Genomic DNA, 17,683 nt, shown 5'->3' with positions numbered 1-17,683 from the left:
CATGCGATTTTAGTGTGAGCTAGTACTGCTTGCTGTTAATTGATAATAAATTTCGACTTGGTTGCCTGCACTATTGAATGTGACGCCAGTCGCAATTTCGCTCAGCAAACATAAACCTCTGCCATGCTCTCGCACTAAGTTTTGTTGCTCAGAATCTTGTTTGTTAAATCCATGTCCCGAGTCACAAATTGTAAAATACAAAGCATACTCTTCAGGGCTATAGCGGATATCAATGATAATTAATGCATCGGTTAAATTAGCTAATGCTTTTTCTCGTTGTTGATAATAAATTAAAAAACCATCGTCATGATTTTTCACATCAGAGTCTAGTCCTAAAACACCGTGATCAAGCGCATTATTATAAGCCTCAGATAAGATAAGAAAAATATTGGCTCGGTGAGCGTTTAAACCTGGTACCCGACTGATCACATTAACAACCTCTAAAACAGGATCAGTGCTTTTAATCTGCTTTGAATTTAAGCTTAAAGAGAAGTTAAATGGCAATTCAGAATAAGGTTCTACCATTTGTTCAGGTTGAGGCACCGGCAAACAATTTAACAACACTAAACTTAAATCGTCTTGCTGCTCGTTACCTTGTGCGAAACGCTTAACTCTTTCGAGCACTTGATGACAGGAAATGTTATCTCTAGAGGCAAGCACATCTTTAAACCGTTTTTCTCCAAAATAAACTTCTCTTGGATTAATCGTTTCAATAATTCCGTCAGTCGCCATAACGATTCGTGATGTAGTTTCAACCTCTGTATGGATCAAAGCGCGTTCAAATTCATCATCCTCTAAAATTCCCAACGCCATATGTTGAGATTCTAATGTACGAATTATATTTCCCTGCTGATCGATGATATAGGTGTCTGGCAGGCCACCTAACCATGCAGAAACACTTTTACCTGTATTGCTAAGCTCTAGAATAGTTGCCGCACAAAACATATGCCCAGGTAATAACTTCGCCAATACTGAGTTAATCTCAGCTGCAATGTCACTTACCGACATGCCCTTACTTACCATCGTATAAAAGACTCTAGATGCCGGTAATGCACCAACAGCAGCAGCTAAGCCATGACCAGTAAAGTCTCCTAGCATACAATACAAGCTGCCAATTGGACTTTGCCCAACCAAAAACATGTCGCCATTAAACATAGCAGCAGGCGATAAATGAAAATCTAAATGGGTAGGGAATGACTGTTGGTTTTCAAGCGCGTTATTAAAAATGTGCTCGACAATTTCATGCTCACGTTCAACTTGATTTTGATGGTACTCAAGTTGTAAATTCTGCTCTCTTGCTTTTTGACTTAGATTGCGAATGCGGCTGTGTGCTTTAATTTTCGCATTTAAGATTACCTCTTGGAATGGCTTGTGTAAAAAGTCATCCCCACCGACCGCTAAGCAGCGTTCAAAACTTGCTTCGTCTTCTAAAGAGGTTATAAAAATAATAGGTAAGTAAACTTGGCTGTAGCGCTCTTTTATAATTGCAGCTGTTTCAAAGCCATCCATCACTGGCATAATGACATCAAGCAGTACGATGTCTATCTTTTGCTCGTCAAGAAGACTTAAAGCAACAAGTCCATTTTCGGCAGTGAAAACCCGGTAGCCTTGTTGCTCTAACATCACAGTTAATAAACGACGATTTAGCTCTAAATCATCGACTACTAATATATTAAGCATCAATCGATATCAAATTTTTTATCAAAACGAGATATTTGTAAGATTTTCTTTAATTGAGGCTGACAGTTACTTATTTGTATTGTATCAACTTTGCCCGTTAGGTTTTTTTTCATATTGAGCAACATACCTAATGCTGAACTGTCCATATAATCAGTTTCTCTAAGGTCAATAACGACTTTATTGATATTGCTGTTTAAGTCGGCGTATGCCTGACGAAAAGATTGCACCAAATTAAAATCAAACTTTCCTTTTATCTGTACGGTTAAAATAGCGCCATCAGCAGATGTACTGCGCGTCAAACTCATAATAAACTCCTATTTAACAAATCTTTCCGAAGACTTATCTAAATATAACTGCTTAGAACAAATAAGCCAAAAAATAAAACACTTAGGATTAAATTTGTTATCATTTATCTAAGCTTCTACAACGAGATCCACTATGAGCGAAAATAATCTAGTTTACTCAACTTCTACAGGGCGCATTGAACAACCCAAAGAAAGTAAACCTGCACAAAGTAAAATGTTTAAAGATGGTTTTTTACGAATCGAACGCCAAACAAAAGGACGCAAAGGTAAAGGTGTGATGTTAGTGGTTGGTATTGATAGCCAACAACATGACTTAAAAAAATTAGCCAAAACCATTAAAAGTAAGATGGGTCAAGGCGGTGCAGTAAAAGAGGGTATCATCGAAGTTCAAGGTGATGACAGAGATAAGCTAAAAGCGATTCTCGAAGCGCTGAAATTCAAAGTAAAAATAGCAGGGGGTTAACTTCCCCCCTACTTTGTTAATCATTCTTGATTAAATCTAGTGACTGTAAATGCTCATATAACTTAGGTAATTCAGCCTCACTCACAGGCGGACTGAAGTAATACCCTTGCACAACAAAGCAGTTATTATTTTGTAAAAACTCAATTTGCTCTTTAGTTTCGACCCCTTCAGCAACAACGTTAAGCTTAAGTTTTTGTGCCATTGCGATAATCGCAGCAGTGATCTCCATATCATTACTGTCTTCAGGGATATCTTTCACAAAAGAGCGGTCAACTTTTAAAATATCGACTGGGAAGCGTTTCAAATAACTCAGTGACGAGTATCCGGTACCAAAATCATCAATTGAAATTGAAACGCCAAGTGCTTTTAGTTGATGCAGTTGTAAGATCGCCGCCTCAACATGTCCCATTAACATACTTTCAGTCAATTCTAAGTGAATGCGTTTTGGTTCAACACCTGTTTGCTTGATGATTTTATCAAGCGTCGACACCAAATTAGCATCTTTAAATTGACGTGCTGATAAGTTGATTGAAATATTATTTTTTAAGTCTTGGCTTGCTAAACGTGCAGCAAACTCACACGCTTCTTGCAATATCCACGCTCCAAGCTCAACAATCAAACCTGTAGCTTCAGCAATAGGAATGAATTTAGTTGGCGGTATCATGCCTTCATTTGGATGGAACCACCGTATGAGTGCTTCATAGCCAACAACTTGATTCCTGCGACAATCTACTTGTGGCTGATAGTAAACCTGGAACTGCCCCTCACGAATACCTGTACGTAACTCATTTTCAATAAACAAGCGTTCATTGGCAGCAGCATTAAGCTCTTGGCTATAAAAGTGGTAAGTATTACGCCCTTTCGCTTTTGCTTCATACATAGCAAGGTCAGCATGCTTCAGTAGCTGATCTTCCTCTTGGCTATCAAATGGTGCCATCGTGATACCAATACTGGCACTAATTATCACTTCATTGTTACCTAGTTTGATAGGCTCATTAAGAGTACGTTGAATGGTATTCGCCACTTCCATGGCGTGAGTTTGATGCTCAATACCACTTAACAGGACTGCGAACTCATCACCACCTAAACGTGCAATGGTATCTTCGGTGCGTAAACGCTTTTTCAAACGATTAGCAACTTCAACCAATAACTGATCGCCCGCATCGTGACCTAGCGTATCGTTGATACGTTTAAATTCATCTAAGTCAAAGTAAAATAAAGCAAATGCATAATGACCACGTTCAGCAAGTGCCATAGACTTGCGTAGCTGCATTCTAAAGAAAGTACGGTTTGCAAGCCCTGTTAATGTATCAAAATAGGCAAGCTGTTCCATTTTTCGCTGACTTTCTTTCACAAACGAAATATCTTGAGCTGAAGCCACGTAACTGGTGATTTCCCCCCCTTCTTCGCGGATTGGAGAAATACTCAATGAAACCCATACAGATTGACGCTCATTACCCTGTAATAAAGTATCTCCTCGCCAATAGTTACGGCTACGTAGGTCGATATCAATATCGTCAACTAAAATCGCCATTTCTTGAGAGATAATATTCATCAATGGTGAGCCAATAAAGTGGCGTTCCTCGAAACCCGTCATCTCAACCATTTTCGGGTTCACGTATTTGATTTCAAAGTCTTGATTAGTGATCACAACGCCAGTGCCTGAGAAGGCAACCGCTTTGGATAATCGGTTCGCTGCTTTTTCAGCTATTTCTTTTTCGCTAATGCGCTGATTTAAACCATCGATTAATTTACGAATTTCTATTGCCATGTCTCTAAAAGAGCCATTAAGCGTGCCTATTTCGTCTTTGTTCACTTTAGGAAATTCAGTTTGAAATTGCCCTTTACCAAAACTAACAACCGCATTTACCAAAGAGTGAATACGACGCAGTACTAATTGATAAAGTGCTTGATGCAATAACAAGGCAACTAAAATAGCGTACAGGATAAACAAGCCAAAGAATTTTACTTTTAGCTCTTCAAGCGCAGAAAGTGCCGACGAGCGCTTTTTATAAATACCAATATACCAATTAAGGTTCTCGACTTTGCGGATATTGATAATATGGGTTTCACCATCTTGTACAAATGAATTTGCAGACTCTGGTAATTTTAAGCGAATGGTTTCAGACACTAATTTTTGTAGATCAGGATTAACAAAATCTTCAGTCAGCAACTTTTTACCTTCACGGCCATATTGCTCAAGCGTTGTTTTATCTAAATCAGGATGAGCTAAGAGCTGACCTTTCGCATCAAACACTAATAAATGTTGCTCACGATCGCCAATAGGCAGCTGTGCCAATAAGGTTTCAAGAGCAATATCACTACCAGTGACACCAAAAAATTCGTTATCAAGATAGATTGGCACAAGCACGCTTACTACCCACTTATGCCAAATAGTATCGTAATACACCTTTGACCATACAGCTTCTCGGCTCGGGTTTGTTGCAGCTTGTGCGTAATTAAATGTCTCGCCTTTGGTAAAGTCAAAATCGCCCGGTACATTGAGCGCCCAATTAGGTGGAGCAATACGTATAAAGTTATCTTTAGTGATTAAATAAAAATTAAAAAAGTCTTGGATAAGCGTTGGTGAGACAATTTTCCATAGCGATTCAGAATCGTTAATCAGCTGCTTATAAAAATTAGAGTACTGGTCTTGTGGAATAAATGAAGCTGATAAACCATCCTCAGAAGTGCTGCGAATACTGCCATCAACTGCAAACTTTATATCTGCGCTGCGGTTATTTTGTAGATGTGACTCATTATGCAGTAGCTGACTACTAACGACATTGTTAGCTTGCTCTGCAATATTTATTTTGGTGTTAATTAAGCGATTGAATTGACGACTCAAGCGTTCACTCGAATGCTTTAAAAGTTCGTGCTCTTCAAAAACAAGCTGTTTTTCTTCTGATTTAAGCATTAAAGCTGCAGCGCAAATACCTGCAATTAAACAAATAGCAGAGATTAACAGCGACAATTTCATACTTAATGAATTCACCCCAAACCGGGATGGCGGTCGTCGATACACCACAGGACTACCTTATTAATAATTGTTATTATTTATTATGCAAAAACAAATATACCAGATTCATTTTTAGATTTATAAATTTTTTATGAAGATTAATGAAATTTCTGAGGAATCTTTCGCTTTGTCCAAAATAGCATGTTTATGCAGTTGACTTTACATAGAAGTATTTTTACATTAGTCCAATGAAACAAAATATCTCTCGCACTTATTTTTCTTTTTTTAGCTTCTTTAGATAGAGGAGGCTTAACTGTTTGCGAGATAATTTCACCGAATAGCTAAAGCCTCCCTCTTGGGAGGCTTTTTTGTTTGTGCACTGTTTTGGAATGAGGAAACCAACATGAGCATTGATACATTAAATGCGTTACGACACGATATAAATGAAATCGACTCCGACTTACTTGTGTTACTGGCTAAAAGACGCCGTATAAGCCACAGCGTAGTCGAATATAAAATAGCCAATAACAAACCAATTCGTGATGAAGCTCGCGAACAAGCACTACTGGAAAAACTAATCAGTTATGGTAAGTCATTAGGTCTTGACGCTTACTACATTAATAATGTGTTTCAAACTATTCTTGAAGACTCAGTTTTAAACCAGCAAGCCATGCTGCAAAAGAACCTCAACCCAGAAGCTATGAGCGAAAGCCATCGTGTTGCGTATTTGGGTGGGCAAGGCTCATATAGCCAACTAGCCTGCCATAAATATTTTAGCCGCCGCCCTGGCAAAGTGATTGAAATGGGTTGCTCTAGCTTTGAACAGATCACTGGTAAAGTTGAAAGTGGACAGGCTGATTTTGGCTTACTGCCAATTGAAAACACCAGCTCAGGAAGTATCAATGAAGTATTCGACTTATTACAACACGCACAAGTATCAATTGTAGGTGAAGTAACCCATAGCGTTGAGCACTGTTTATTAGCAATGCCAGGTACTGAGCTATCTCATATCAATAAAATTTTTGCTCATCCACAACCTTTTGCTCAATGTAGCCGTTTCATTCAAGGGCTAGGTGACATTCAACATGAAACCTGTGATTCAACCTTCCACGCATTGCAATCTGCGGTTGAAACAGCAAATAGCGCCGCTATCGGCTCAGCTCAAGCTGGCAAAAATGTTGGTTTAGAAGTAATTAAGTCAGGCCTTGCAAACCAAAGCGAAAACCACAGCCGCTTTATTGTTGTCGCCCGTAAGCCGCTACAAGTATCGAAACAAATTCCGACCAAAACCAGTTTAATCATGGCGACTAAACAACAAGCAGGTTCATTGGCTGATGCTTTAATGATTTTTAAACATCACCAAATTAACCTAGTAAAACTAGAATCTCGCCCCGTACCAGGAAATCCGTGGGAAGAAGTGTTTTATGTTGACCTCGAAGCAAACCTTGATGACTTACATGTTAAGCAAGCGCTTGAAGAGCTGAAAGAACACACTCAGTACACACGTGTATTAGGCTGTTACCAAAGTGAGTCTTTGCAGGCTGTTAGTGTGTAATAGCCTGCCTAGATATGACTAATGAAAAGGAGTCTGTCGACTCCTTTTTCGTATAATTTCATCTTAGATACTTGCACCCATAGCCCTGTCTAAGCATAATCTTGAAAACAATTTGAAATTGGATCTTTCATGAATTGGTTAGCAGAATTAGCAACTAAAAGAACACCTTGGTTATTACTAGCGTTTATTTCACTCGCATTTGAAGTCACAGCATTGTTTTTTCAATACAACATGGGACTTGAGCCTTGCATCATGTGTATTTATCAGCGCACCGCTGTTTTAGGCTTACTTGCAGCGGGTGTGATTGGTGCGATTAACCCAAAAAGTATGGTTGTTCGCTTACTCGCATTTGCCACTTGGGGTATCTCAGCAATTTGGGGTTACTTTATTGCTAAAGAACACATTGCAATGCAAAACAATACCGACCCGTTTGCATTTAGCTGTGCATTTGAACCTAACTTCCCAAGTTTTATGCCTTTGCATGAATGGATCCCTAGCTTCTTTGCTGCCACTGGTGATTGTGGCAATATCGATTGGCAGTTTGCTTCAATGAGCATGCCGGCATGGATGGAAGTGATTTTTGCAGCATTTTCAGTGGTATTTGTGGCTGTTTTAGTTAGCCGATTAGTGAGCAAAAAGTCGCTATAATGATTTATTTTTTTACTAGCCAAATCCCTACTTTAAAAAACTTTAAAGTAAGGCAACGCCAGCAGATTATTGCTCTTGCTTTAGCTCATTTAAGCCCGAGCAAAAAGATCATTTTATCGGTATGTAAGCTTGCCTTTTTAACGCCATTATTTTTAGGTTTAGCTTACTTTGAAGGGTGGATGCTTATTCCTTGGTTGTTGTTAGCAGGTTTAAGTTACCCTCTTATCACAACACCTATCGAAAACATGTTCGCGTTAGCGCATTTAGACAAGGCTATCAATGAATTTAAACAGGGCGAATAACGCCCTGTATAGGTGATAACCTGCTATTTATAGTGTAATTTTCCCCTCAAGTTTAGCGAATAGCTTATCACCAATTCCTTTTACTTCTTTTAATTGTTCTAGCGACTTAAACGAGCCTTGCTTGGTGCGATGCTCGACAATCGCTTTCGCTTTTGACTCACCAATACCCGGTAATTGAGTTAGCTGCTCAATGCTGGCTTTATTAATACTCAGCTTTTGCATTTTAACTTGTGTTGCTTTGGTTGGTGTTTCGGCTGATACCTGTGTAGCAGGTAGTAATGCAAGAGTAGCGGCAAGTAAAATACTTGATAGTAATTTCATAATTTCCTCCATGACGCCCTTGTTTGGACTGATAGTTAGCGATTACCCAACACTCACTCCATCGCTTGTGTTTAACTTTGGGTAACATTTTAAATAAAGCTAATACACAAAGTATTGTCAAATTTACTAAATAAAAATTTTCTCAAGTTACTTGCAAAGTAAGGCTCGAAGCATTACTGTATATAAAAACAGTAATCTTAGCAGCGATTTTACGCTGCAATGCCAGGCTTAAATGCAGGAGAAATCATGGCTGTTGTTGTTAAATATGTTGTAGAAAGAAACGGAGTCGAGCGCATGACGTTTACTACTAAGAAAGAAGCTGATGCGTATGACAAAATGCTCGACATTGCTGAGTCATTAGAACTTATGCTTGAAAAAGTTGATGTACCATTAAGCGAGCAACAAATTGAGTCACTGGCGCTTGAAATGGCAAAAGAAAAAGACCAATTTATGGCGGTACTTAAAGGTGCAAAAGACGCGCCAGCTAAACCTAAAAAAGCAAAGTCAGACGATAACGTTGCTGATATAAAAGAAAAAGCGGCAAGCTAAACGCAAATTTAGATCATAAAAAAAGGGCAACATCCGTTGCCCTTTTTTGTGTTTAATCAAAAACTACAATGACGATTCAACTTCATCAAATAAGTCTGTAATTTCTTTTTTCGGCTCAGCCGTCATAAGGCTAACAACAACAATGGCTATTGTTGATAAAATAAAGCCAGGGACAATCTCATAAATGATTGCACTTAGTGCTTGGCCATCAATAGTAATTGGCGCGTATATCCAAAACAGCACTGTTGCTGCACCAACAACCATGCCACTAATAGCCCCTTGTAAGTTCATGCGTTTCCAGTAAAGGCTCAGTAGCACCAGTGGACCAAATGCTGCACCGAAACCAGCCCATGCATTACTTACTAAGTCTAAAATAGAGCTATTACGGTCATAAGCTAGGTAAATAGCAAATAAGGCAACTAAGATAACACTAATACGACCAACTAAAACCAGCTCTTTTTGAGATGCACTACGGTTTAAGTAAATTTTGTAGAAATCTTCAGTTAAAGAGCTTGAACACACTAACAACTGTGAAGAGATGGTACTCATAATTGCTGCTAAAATTGCTGCCAATAAGAAACCGGCAATTAAAGGATGGAAGATAAGCTCAGACAACACTAAGAAAATAGTTTCTTTATCATCAATAGGCATTTGGTTTTCAAGCATATAAGCAGCACCAAATAGACCAGTTAGCACAGCACCAATTGCTGATAGCGTCATCCACGACATACCCACACGACGCATGGTTGGCATATCTTTCACTGAACGTACAGACATAAAACGCACAATAATATGTGGCTGACCAAAATAACCAAGGCCCCATGCCATTGCTGAAATAATCGCTATAGTCGAACCACCTGCAAACCAATCCATCATATTAAGTGCATGAATTTCTGATTCTTTTGGTGAGCTTAATAATAAGTCATAGCGTGCATTGGCAAGTGTATCCATAACTGGCTGATCAAGCATGGTAAACGTCGCAATTGGCACAGCCAGCAGCGAGATAAACATGATACAACCTTGCACAAAGTCAGTCAGGCTCACGGCTAAGAAGCCACCAAACAAGGTATATAACACGACGACACCTGTTGTGATGTATAGACCCATTTCGTAGCTCATATTAAATGAGTTTTCGAACAACTTACCACCTGCAACAACACCTGATGAGGTATATAAAGTAAAGAAAACAATGATTACAATCGCAGAGATAACACGCAGAATATTCTTATTATCATCAAAGCGGTTTGCGAAGTAATCAGGAATGGTGATTGAGTCATTCGCCTTTTCTGTGTAAACACGCAAGCGAGGCGCGACTAAGAAGTAGTTAGCCCAAGCACCGAGTACTAGACCAATGGCAATCCAAACCTTACTTAAACCAAACAAGTACATTGCACCTGGTAGGCCCATTAGCAGCCAACCACTCATGTCAGATGCGCCAGCTGAAAGCGCAGCAACACTTGGTGATAAATTACGACCACCTAGCATATAGCCTGATACATCGTCGGTAGATTGCTTATAAGCATATAGCCCAATCCCCAACATGACGATGAAGTACAATGCTAACGAAATTATCATTCCTGTTTCCAAATTAGCCTCCAAAAGTTGTTTAATGTTGGCTTTTAATCCGAATAATGACTCGCAAGTTATTTAATTTAAAGACATTATTGGGGTAAAAACCTATATCACCCACGACTATATCATGCTTACCCCCCTTAACTCCAATCAAGCAGATAAATGACAAAGCTCAATTTTTCAACTTTTATCTAACATTTTTCTTATATTTAATCGCAAGTTATAGAATTTATCTGCAAATTATCCTAGTCTTTAATTCTTAATAAAATAATAACTTTTCCTCGCAAATGAACATTTAGCTAATGCTATTTCAGGCACAATGCAATATATTGCGAGAAGTAAATGAATTAACAGATGTGGACATGTTTGGACTATGTATTTTTACGCTGCACGCCAACCTATTTTAGACAGGGATAAAAAACTAATTGGCTACGAGCTTTTATTTCGAGATGGCGTAGACAATGTTTTTCCTGATATTGATGGCGATGAAGCAACGTCACGACTTATTGAAGGCAGCCAATTTAATTTTGGTTTAGAGGATTTAACGGATAACAAACCTGCTTATATCAACTTTACTCTAGAAACCTTGCAAAAGGGTTATCCACTTTTACTTGGTAAAGAGCAGGTGGTAGTAGAGATATTAGAAACAATCCAACCAGGTAAACGTCTACTGGCATTAGTTAAAGATCTAAAAGAAAAAGGCTATATACTTGCACTTGATGATTACATTCACCAACCTGTATGGCGACACTTTTATCCTTACATCGATATTATTAAGATTGACTTTCTAACTTGTGATGTAGACTCAATAAAAGCGATCATCGAGGCTATTAAGCCGTATCCACACATAAAGTTGCTTGCTGAGAAAGTTGAAACATACGAAAAGTATCAGCTTGCCCTAGAAATGGGCTTTAGCTACTTCCAAGGGTTTTTCTTTTCAAAACCTGAGATGGTACAAAGCAAAACTTTGCCGCCATCAGAGATGGCTCTTGCCGAGCTTCTATATGAAACATCGAGTATTGATCTAAACCTCAGAAAAATCACTGAGGTGTTTGAACGTGACGTTAACTTATCTTATAAGTTGCTACGCTACTCAAACTCAGCGGCCTTTAAACGTCGCGCTGAAATCAGCACAATTAAACAAGCGCTTATTGTATTAGGAAGTGAAGAAATTAAACGTTTCTTATCACTTTTATTTGCAGCGCAAGTCGCAGCAGATAAGCCAGCCGAACTAATTCGTCTTTCATTGACCCGTGCTCGGTTTGCTGAATTATTGGCAATCAGCCACGGCAAAATGCGAGATACTGGTATGGCATTTTTAACGGGTATGATGTCGTTAATGGATGCAATCCTCGACGAAGATATGCCAAGTGTAATGAACAAGTTACCGCTGACTATTGAAATTAAAGATGCGCTACTCAAAGATGAAGGCTTATTAGCAACGTATTTAAAGCTGGTAAAATTTTATGAGCAAGCAAATTGGGAAAAAGCGAAAGAAATCCAACAACAACTTGGACTTAAACCTGAAGAAGTACCGGACGCTTACCATGATGCATTAAGTTGGTCTAATGACCAAATGAGTGTGTTTGGGGACTGATGAATACCCATCCCTTAACGATATAAAAATGCCAGCAATTGCTGGCATTTTTATTTAACACTTTTAAAGATTCTCTAAGAAGTCTTCGTCAAAGTCATCTGGTTCTTTTTCTAGTGGCGGATTACCATCATGTAGCTCATATAGTTGACGCTGGAAGTAGATATCCTTCATGAAGATATAAGGGTCTAGCGACTCATTTAATAGGCTCTCTTGTGGCATTAATGAAGCACGGGCTTCAACCGCTTTAAGTGCAAACACTAATATTGTTTGAGGTGTTGTTAGTGTTATTTCAGGTAATACGAAATTATCAACAACATCACCAGTTAGGTTTCGTGCGGTACTTGGTCCCATACCAGGGATCATCAAGTAAGCACCATCACCCACTCCCCATACACCAAGAGTTTGGCCAAAATCTTCATCGACAATTTCTAAGCCCAGCGATGAAGCAACATCAAAAAAACCGAGTAGACCTACTGTAGAGTTCACTAAAAAGCGCGCTAAGCTAATACCCATATTACCAGGCTTACCCTGCAGACCAGCATTGACCATATCCGTTGGTGCGGTGATGTTATCGGTAAAATTAACAATGCTACGTCTTACGGGTGTTGGCGTTACTGTAACGTAGCCAACAGCTGCTGGTCGAAGAATATAGGCGTCAAGCACGTCCATATTAAAATCATACATAGGACGGTTAAACGACTGTAACGGATCTCGCTCATCCGCTTTTTCTTCGGGTATTTGTGCGCATCCTGCAAGCACTACAAAAAAGATAAAAAATATACTGTGCCTAAACATCGGCTATCCTTACGGTATTAACTCATTAATTAGCAACGCGTACTCTTTAACGTTCGCACGTTCTAAAATACCCGACTTGCCTTCCAACTCGCCGCTAGAAGTTACCACAGTTGCATCTTTTGATAAACGCGCAGTTAAAATAATTTTATCGACACTTGATAAATTCAGACCTTCAACCATTGCATTCGAATCACTCAATGTCACTGTTAGCGGAAAGCTGTATTCCGTCATTTTTACCACAGCTAATGGCATCTGTGGGCCACTGGCTGCTTTTGCAAAAACAAACAAGGTGCCATTTTGTGGCTGCGAATCTGCTAGAGCTGAGTCTAAATCAACTGTGATGCGAATTTCACTGTGTGAAGCTTTTGCAATTTCTGTATTTGTAACTTGCTGCTGATTATTTAAGTGAGCATCAATTTCAGCAATACGCTCTGCAATCATGCTATAACGCGGATCATTTTGCTGCATACTTGCAAGCAGTACTTCAAACGCAGTTTTAGCTTGCAGCCAATCCTTGCGCTCATAAGCAATCAGAGCTAACAATGAGATTGCATCAATATTAGTCGGCTCTGCTTTTAACACTCTCGATAACATCGTTGCTGCACGTGACATATTCACATCACTGCCTTCCATTAGCAGAACTTGCGAGTAGCTGATCAGCACTTGCTTGTTATCCGGGTTCATTTTTAGCACTTTATCAAATGACTGCATCGCCATATCAAATTCATTTAATGACATCGCAACACGACCTAGCAGCATCCACGCCACTTCATCATCACCACTTTGATCAAGCTTGGTACGCAATGCTAAAGCAAATGCTTGCAACTCATTCGGTGTCAATGGCTCACCATCTTGCATTACGGCACGTTCACCATACGACTTAAGGTTTGCCATCGCGTCATGCCAGCCTTTTATTTGCTGCTGACTACCCGTGTAACCGTAAAAGATAGCCGTTAAAACAATTAAAAAGCCAGCGCCAGTAAGGGCAAAAATACGGTTGTTACCTTTACTATTTAGCGCTTTTTCTGGAGACAGCTCATTGAGCAAACGACGTTTTTGTTCGATAACTGATTCGTCGTGCATTTGTGCATCAATACGTTGGTTATCTAAGTCTGTTTTAAGCTCATCTAAACGTTGATGATAAATTCGGATTAACTCCGAGTTTGCATTGTGATCAAGGCGTTGAATACGTTCGCGTTTAAAAAAAGGAACGACAACAAATAGCAATGCAACCAGCGTGAGTAAAACAAAAGAAGCCCACATTAATGCCATCTAGCTTTGCTCCTGACGTTGATTTTGTTCAATTAACTTTGCAAGTAGTGCCTCGTCTTGCTCTGTCCATGTTTGTTTTACCGATGCCTTACGTTGGCGTAAAACAATAAACCCAAAGCCAAGTACCACAATCAATACTGGCAATACCCATAATACTAAGGTTGCGGGTGTTACGGGTGGATCGTAATGTACGAAGTAGCCATAACGGTCAATCATATAATCGATGACTTCATCTTTAGTTTTGCCATCTTTTACCAGCGCTAACACTTTGTCGCGTAAGTCTTTGGCTACAACCGCGTCTGAATCGGCAATGTTCTGGTTTTGACATTTAGGGCAACGCAGCTCTTTGGTAAGCTCACTGAAGCGTACAGCTTGCTCTTTGTCATCAAATTGATACTTGTCTTGCTCTGCAAATGCACTAAACGTGATAAGCAAACTTGCTAAAAAAATCACGAGTCTCATTACTGTAACTCCTGCATTAACGGTGCGAATTTGGCTCGCCACACACGCGGATTAATATCGCCGGTATGGTGCAGCAAAATGGTGCCTTGCTTATCAACTAAGAAGGTCTCTGGCGCGCCAGACACCCCTAAATCAAGGGCCAATGTGCGCTTTAAATCTAAGATATTGAATTGATATGGGTCGCCAGCACGATTAAGCATACTGGTAACGTCTTCGCGTAGTGCGTTAATATCAAACTGGCCATCAAAGTCAGGGTCGTAGCCTTGCTCGTAGTATAAGCCAACAATCTTAACGCCCTGCTCTCTAAGCTCAGTTAAATAGCCCAACTCAGCTAAACAGGTCGGGCACCATGTGCCCCACACATTGAGTAAGTAAACTTCACCTTTTAAATCACTATCTGTCCAACGCGTTGACTCATCCATCAAGTCTGGCAAGTTGAAAGCTGGCATAGCCTGCCCAATACGCCCTGTTTGCAGCTCACGCGGGTTAGCAAACAAGCCTTGATATAAAAACACACACAGTAAAACGAAAACCAGTAAAGGTGCTAGTGCGAGTAGTTTACGGTTCATGCTGATGCCTCCTGCTTAGTCGATTTTTGGCGATAGCGTTTATCACCAAGCACTAAAAAGCCTGCCAGTGAAATCAAGATACCACCGAGCCACATCCAACGAACATAAGGCTTATGGTAAATACGTAACGACCACGCACCTTGGCTTAATTGCTCACCCAGTGCTAGGTATAAGTCACGCGTAAAGCCAGCATCAACAGCTGCTTCTGTCATAAACTGCATGCCAATGTCATAACGGCGTTTTTCAGCATGTAAAACGGTTACTTGTTTATCATTTTTCAGCACAGTGACAACCCCAGCATGGCCGCTATAGTTAGCGCCGCGAATAGACTTAACACCATCAAAACGGTACTGGTATTCATTTAAAGCCACAGTGTCACCCGGCTTCATTGATACATCACGCTCTACTGAATAAGCAGAGGTTAACGTTACACCTGCAATCACGAACGCTAAACCAACGTGACCTAATACCATCGCCCAATAGCTTAGTCCTAAACGTTTAAAGCCTTCGCCTAAGGTTTTGTGAATAGTTACTTTTGCCGTTAAATCAACCAGAGTAGTAACAACAATCCATACCGCTAGCGCAGTTGCAATAAAGGTAATTGGCGCAATTACATCGTAACTTGAATATAACCACGCTGCCGTAGCCACGAGACTGACAACAGCCGATAGTGCAAATTTGTTTTGCAACATTGACCATTTATTTTGTTTCCAGCGTAACAGCGGACCCATACCCATTAAAATGGCAAACGGTACCAGTAAAATAGCAAACATCTTATTGAAGAACGGCTCACCAATCGAAATGCTACCTAAGCCAAGTTCTTTGTGGATCATTGGCAGTAATGTACCTAGCAATACAATCAGTGTTGCCACAACTAAGAAAATATTATTTAACCAAAGCGCAACTTCACGTGAGGCAAACTTATAACGGCCTTCACTTTTCACCTGCGAAACACGCAGTGCATAAAGCGATAAACCACCACCAACTACAATGGCTAAGAATGCTAAAATAAACATACCGCGGTTAGGATCTGAGGCAAAAGCATGCACAGATACAATGATACCCGAGCGAACAATAAAGGTACCCAGTAAGCTTAACGAGAATGCTGCAATAGCCAGTAATACAGTCCACGACTTAAATACACCGCGCTTTTCGGTGGTTGATAATGAGTGCAGCAATGCGGTTGCCACAAGCCATGGCATTAATGATGCGTTTTCAACGGGATCCCAGAACCACCAGCCGCCCCAGCCAAGTTCAGAGTATGCCCACCAACTACCAATGGTAATACCGAGTGTTAAAAAACCCCATGCTGTCATAGTCCAAGGACGAGACCACTTAGCCCAAGTATTATCAAGCTTACCAGTAAGTAACGCTGCAATAGCGAATGAGAATGACACAGATAAACCTACATAGCCCATATAAAGCAATGGCGGGTGAATAATCATACCCGGGTCTTGCAATAACGGATTTAAATCGCGACCTTCGACAGGGAAATACGGCAATAAACGCTCAAATGGGCTCGACATTAACAAGGTGTATAACATAAAGCCAACACCTAAAAAGCCTAGTACACCAAGTACACGAGCACGTAATACCCAAGGTAATGATTGCGAACGCATAGCGACAACTGCTGTCCAACCCGCTTGCATCACTAACCAAAGTAATATCGCCCCTTCATGACCACCCCATGTCGAGGTTATTTTGTAGTACCAAGGTAAGGTGCTACTTGAATGATAAGCAACATACGAAACAGTAAAGTCGTCGGTTAAACTAGCATAAACAAGTGCCGCAAAAGACAAAAGCACAAATACGAACTGTCCAATTGCCAGTGATGGGGCGGCACGCATTAAACGTAAATTGCCGGTATGCGCCCCCCACATAGGAAAAATACACAATAGAACACTGAGCACCATGGCCAGTGTTAAAGAAAAATAACCGAGTTCTGGGATCATATTAATTGCCGTTATCTAAGTTATACGTCGGTTTTTCGTGCTTGATACCCTTCACTGCTTCAGCAACTTCTGCAGGCATGTATTCTTCATCATGCTTTGCAAGTACTTCAAAGGCATCAATTTCATTGGCTTTAACTAACACGCCCTGCGCCACAATCCCTTGGCCTTCACGGAATAAGTCCGGTAAAATCCCTTGATAATTAATTGTCACCATAGGGCCTTTATCAATCAGTTTGAAGCTTACCTTTAAGCTTGATTCGTCACGAACAACTGAGCCTGGTACAACCATGCCACCAATACGTAACTTTTGACCAATATGCGGTTTTTCTTTATTTGGTCCTTTACCATCAACAAGTTCACTTGGGGTATAGAATAAATTGATGTTTTCTTGCAGTGCATACAGCACTAAACCAATCGTTGCACCCACACCAAAAATAATGGCTACAACTGCTAATAAACGTTTTTTACGTCTTGGATTCATTGCCCTGCCTCTTGCTTCGCTTTCTTAATGCGCTCTTCACGTTGTGCTTGCTGCTTTACTGAAGAGAAAATACGTTTTGTATCGTTTAACGAACTAAATAAAATACCGAGTAAAATTAATGCACAGCTACCAAAAGACAACCATACATAAAAGCCATAGCCACCCATGGCAATAAAATCTGCAAAAGAATCAAACTGCATG

At 40.0% G+C, this 17,683-nt stretch carries 18 protein-coding genes; 6 read left to right on the top strand and 12 right to left on the bottom strand.

Features of this window, described 5'->3' with window-relative positions:
• Positions 1 to 9: 9 nt before the first annotated feature.
• Both CWB80_RS14760 and CWB80_RS14755 read right to left on the bottom strand, forming a co-directional pair.
• The gene (locus CWB80_RS14760; protein WP_138599022.1) at positions 10 to 1,680 is read right to left on the bottom strand and encodes an ATP-binding SpoIIE family protein phosphatase; all 1,671 of its coding nucleotides are present in this window, start codon (positions 1,678 to 1,680) and stop codon (positions 10 to 12) included.
• Positions 1,680 to 1,985 carry an STAS domain-containing protein gene (locus CWB80_RS14755; protein WP_054553230.1) on the bottom strand — a complete coding sequence of 102 codons (306 nt, stop codon included), beginning with the start codon at positions 1,983 to 1,985 and terminating at the stop codon, positions 1,680 to 1,682. Before CWB80_RS14755 ends, CWB80_RS14760 begins: the two co-directional genes overlap by 1 nt.
• 133 nt (positions 1,986 to 2,118) lie before the next feature.
• On the opposite strand from CWB80_RS14755, the gene CWB80_RS14750 reads away from it, so the two are divergent.
• Positions 2,119 to 2,448: an SUI1 family translation initiation factor gene (locus tag CWB80_RS14750; RefSeq protein WP_054553231.1), complete on the top strand. Its 330-nt coding sequence runs from the start codon at positions 2,119 to 2,121 to the stop codon at positions 2,446 to 2,448.
• Positions 2,449 to 2,464: 16 nt separating this feature from the next.
• Here the strand turns inward: CWB80_RS14750 and CWB80_RS14745 are convergent, their stop codons facing one another.
• Positions 2,465 to 5,428 (bottom strand): EAL domain-containing protein, encoded by a 2,964-nt coding sequence (locus CWB80_RS14745; RefSeq protein WP_206004329.1) that lies wholly within the window; start codon positions 5,426 to 5,428, stop codon positions 2,465 to 2,467.
• A gap of 382 nt (positions 5,429 to 5,810) precedes the next feature.
• Here CWB80_RS14745 and CWB80_RS14740 point away from each other — a divergent pair, with 382 nt between their 5' ends.
• From CWB80_RS14740 to CWB80_RS14730, 3 genes are all read left to right on the top strand, one after another.
• Complete coding sequence (locus CWB80_RS14740; protein ID WP_054553232.1) at positions 5,811 to 6,962, top strand: chorismate mutase; 1,152 nt, start codon at positions 5,811 to 5,813, stop codon at positions 6,960 to 6,962.
• Between the two features lie 129 nt (positions 6,963 to 7,091).
• Positions 7,092 to 7,610 carry a disulfide bond formation protein DsbB gene (dsbB, locus tag CWB80_RS14735; protein WP_054553233.1) on the top strand — a complete coding sequence of 173 codons (519 nt, stop codon included), beginning with the start codon at positions 7,092 to 7,094 and terminating at the stop codon, positions 7,608 to 7,610.
• Complete coding sequence (locus CWB80_RS14730; protein ID WP_138599024.1) at positions 7,610 to 7,912, top strand: DUF6170 family protein; 303 nt, start codon at positions 7,610 to 7,612, stop codon at positions 7,910 to 7,912. Before dsbB ends, CWB80_RS14730 begins: the two co-directional genes overlap by 1 nt.
• A 27-nt stretch (positions 7,913 to 7,939) precedes the next feature.
• Here the strand turns inward: CWB80_RS14730 and CWB80_RS14725 are convergent, their stop codons facing one another.
• A complete protein-coding gene (locus CWB80_RS14725) occupies positions 7,940 to 8,233 on the bottom strand; it encodes a ComEA family DNA-binding protein (RefSeq protein ID WP_054553235.1) in 294 nt (97 codons plus the stop codon).
• Positions 8,234 to 8,479: 246 nt separating this feature from the next.
• Here CWB80_RS14725 and CWB80_RS14720 point away from each other — a divergent pair, with 246 nt between their 5' ends.
• Positions 8,480 to 8,782: a YebG family protein gene (locus CWB80_RS14720; RefSeq protein ID WP_054553324.1), complete on the top strand. Its 303-nt coding sequence runs from the start codon at positions 8,480 to 8,482 to the stop codon at positions 8,780 to 8,782.
• 63 nt (positions 8,783 to 8,845) lie between these two features.
• Here the strand turns inward: CWB80_RS14720 and putP are convergent, their stop codons facing one another.
• On the bottom strand, positions 8,846 to 10,357 hold the full coding sequence (gene putP / locus CWB80_RS14715) for a sodium/proline symporter PutP (protein ID WP_054553236.1): 1,512 nt from the start codon (positions 10,355 to 10,357) through the stop codon (positions 8,846 to 8,848).
• 370 nt (positions 10,358 to 10,727) lie between these two features.
• On the opposite strand from putP, the gene CWB80_RS14710 reads away from it, so the two are divergent.
• Entirely contained in the window at positions 10,728 to 11,951 is a 1,224-nt protein-coding gene (locus CWB80_RS14710) for an EAL and HDOD domain-containing protein (RefSeq protein ID WP_054553237.1), read from the top strand.
• 63 nt (positions 11,952 to 12,014) lie between these two features.
• Here CWB80_RS14710 and CWB80_RS14705 read toward each other — a convergent pair whose 3' ends face one another.
• From CWB80_RS14705 to ccmD, 7 genes are read right to left on the bottom strand one after another with little or no spacing between them, the layout of a single operon-like run.
• Positions 12,015 to 12,746, bottom strand: a complete 732-nt coding sequence (locus tag CWB80_RS14705; protein ID WP_138599025.1) for an MlaA family lipoprotein — start codon at positions 12,744 to 12,746, stop codon at positions 12,015 to 12,017.
• 9 nt (positions 12,747 to 12,755) lie between these two features.
• Positions 12,756 to 14,018: a c-type cytochrome biogenesis protein CcmI gene (gene ccmI / locus CWB80_RS14700; protein ID WP_138599026.1), complete on the bottom strand. Its 1,263-nt coding sequence runs from the start codon at positions 14,016 to 14,018 to the stop codon at positions 12,756 to 12,758.
• Positions 14,019 to 14,480 (bottom strand): cytochrome c-type biogenesis protein, encoded by a 462-nt coding sequence (locus CWB80_RS14695; RefSeq protein ID WP_138599027.1) that lies wholly within the window; start codon positions 14,478 to 14,480, stop codon positions 14,019 to 14,021.
• Positions 14,480 to 15,049, bottom strand: a complete 570-nt coding sequence (locus CWB80_RS14690) for a DsbE family thiol:disulfide interchange protein (RefSeq protein ID WP_138599028.1) — start codon at positions 15,047 to 15,049, stop codon at positions 14,480 to 14,482. Before CWB80_RS14690 ends, CWB80_RS14695 begins: the two co-directional genes overlap by 1 nt.
• Positions 15,046 to 17,001, bottom strand: a complete 1,956-nt coding sequence (locus tag CWB80_RS14685) for a heme lyase CcmF/NrfE family subunit (RefSeq protein WP_138599029.1) — start codon at positions 16,999 to 17,001, stop codon at positions 15,046 to 15,048. Before CWB80_RS14685 ends, CWB80_RS14690 begins: the two co-directional genes overlap by 4 nt.
• 1 nt (position 17,002) lies before the next feature.
• On the bottom strand, positions 17,003 to 17,482 hold the full coding sequence (ccmE, locus tag CWB80_RS14680) for a cytochrome c maturation protein CcmE (RefSeq protein WP_054553243.1): 480 nt from the start codon (positions 17,480 to 17,482) through the stop codon (positions 17,003 to 17,005).
• Entirely contained in the window at positions 17,479 to 17,682 is a 204-nt protein-coding gene (gene ccmD, locus CWB80_RS14675) for a heme exporter protein CcmD (RefSeq protein ID WP_054553244.1), read from the bottom strand. The genes ccmE and ccmD overlap by 4 nt, the downstream gene beginning before the upstream one ends.
• Position 17,683 lies beyond the last annotated feature (1 nt).

Origin of the sequence: Pseudoalteromonas sp. S1650 (genome assembly GCF_005887195.1) — a bacterium.
Taxonomy (GTDB): domain Bacteria; phylum Pseudomonadota; class Gammaproteobacteria; order Enterobacterales; family Alteromonadaceae; genus Pseudoalteromonas; species Pseudoalteromonas simplex.
This window is presented reverse-complemented; position numbering and strand designations above follow the sequence as displayed.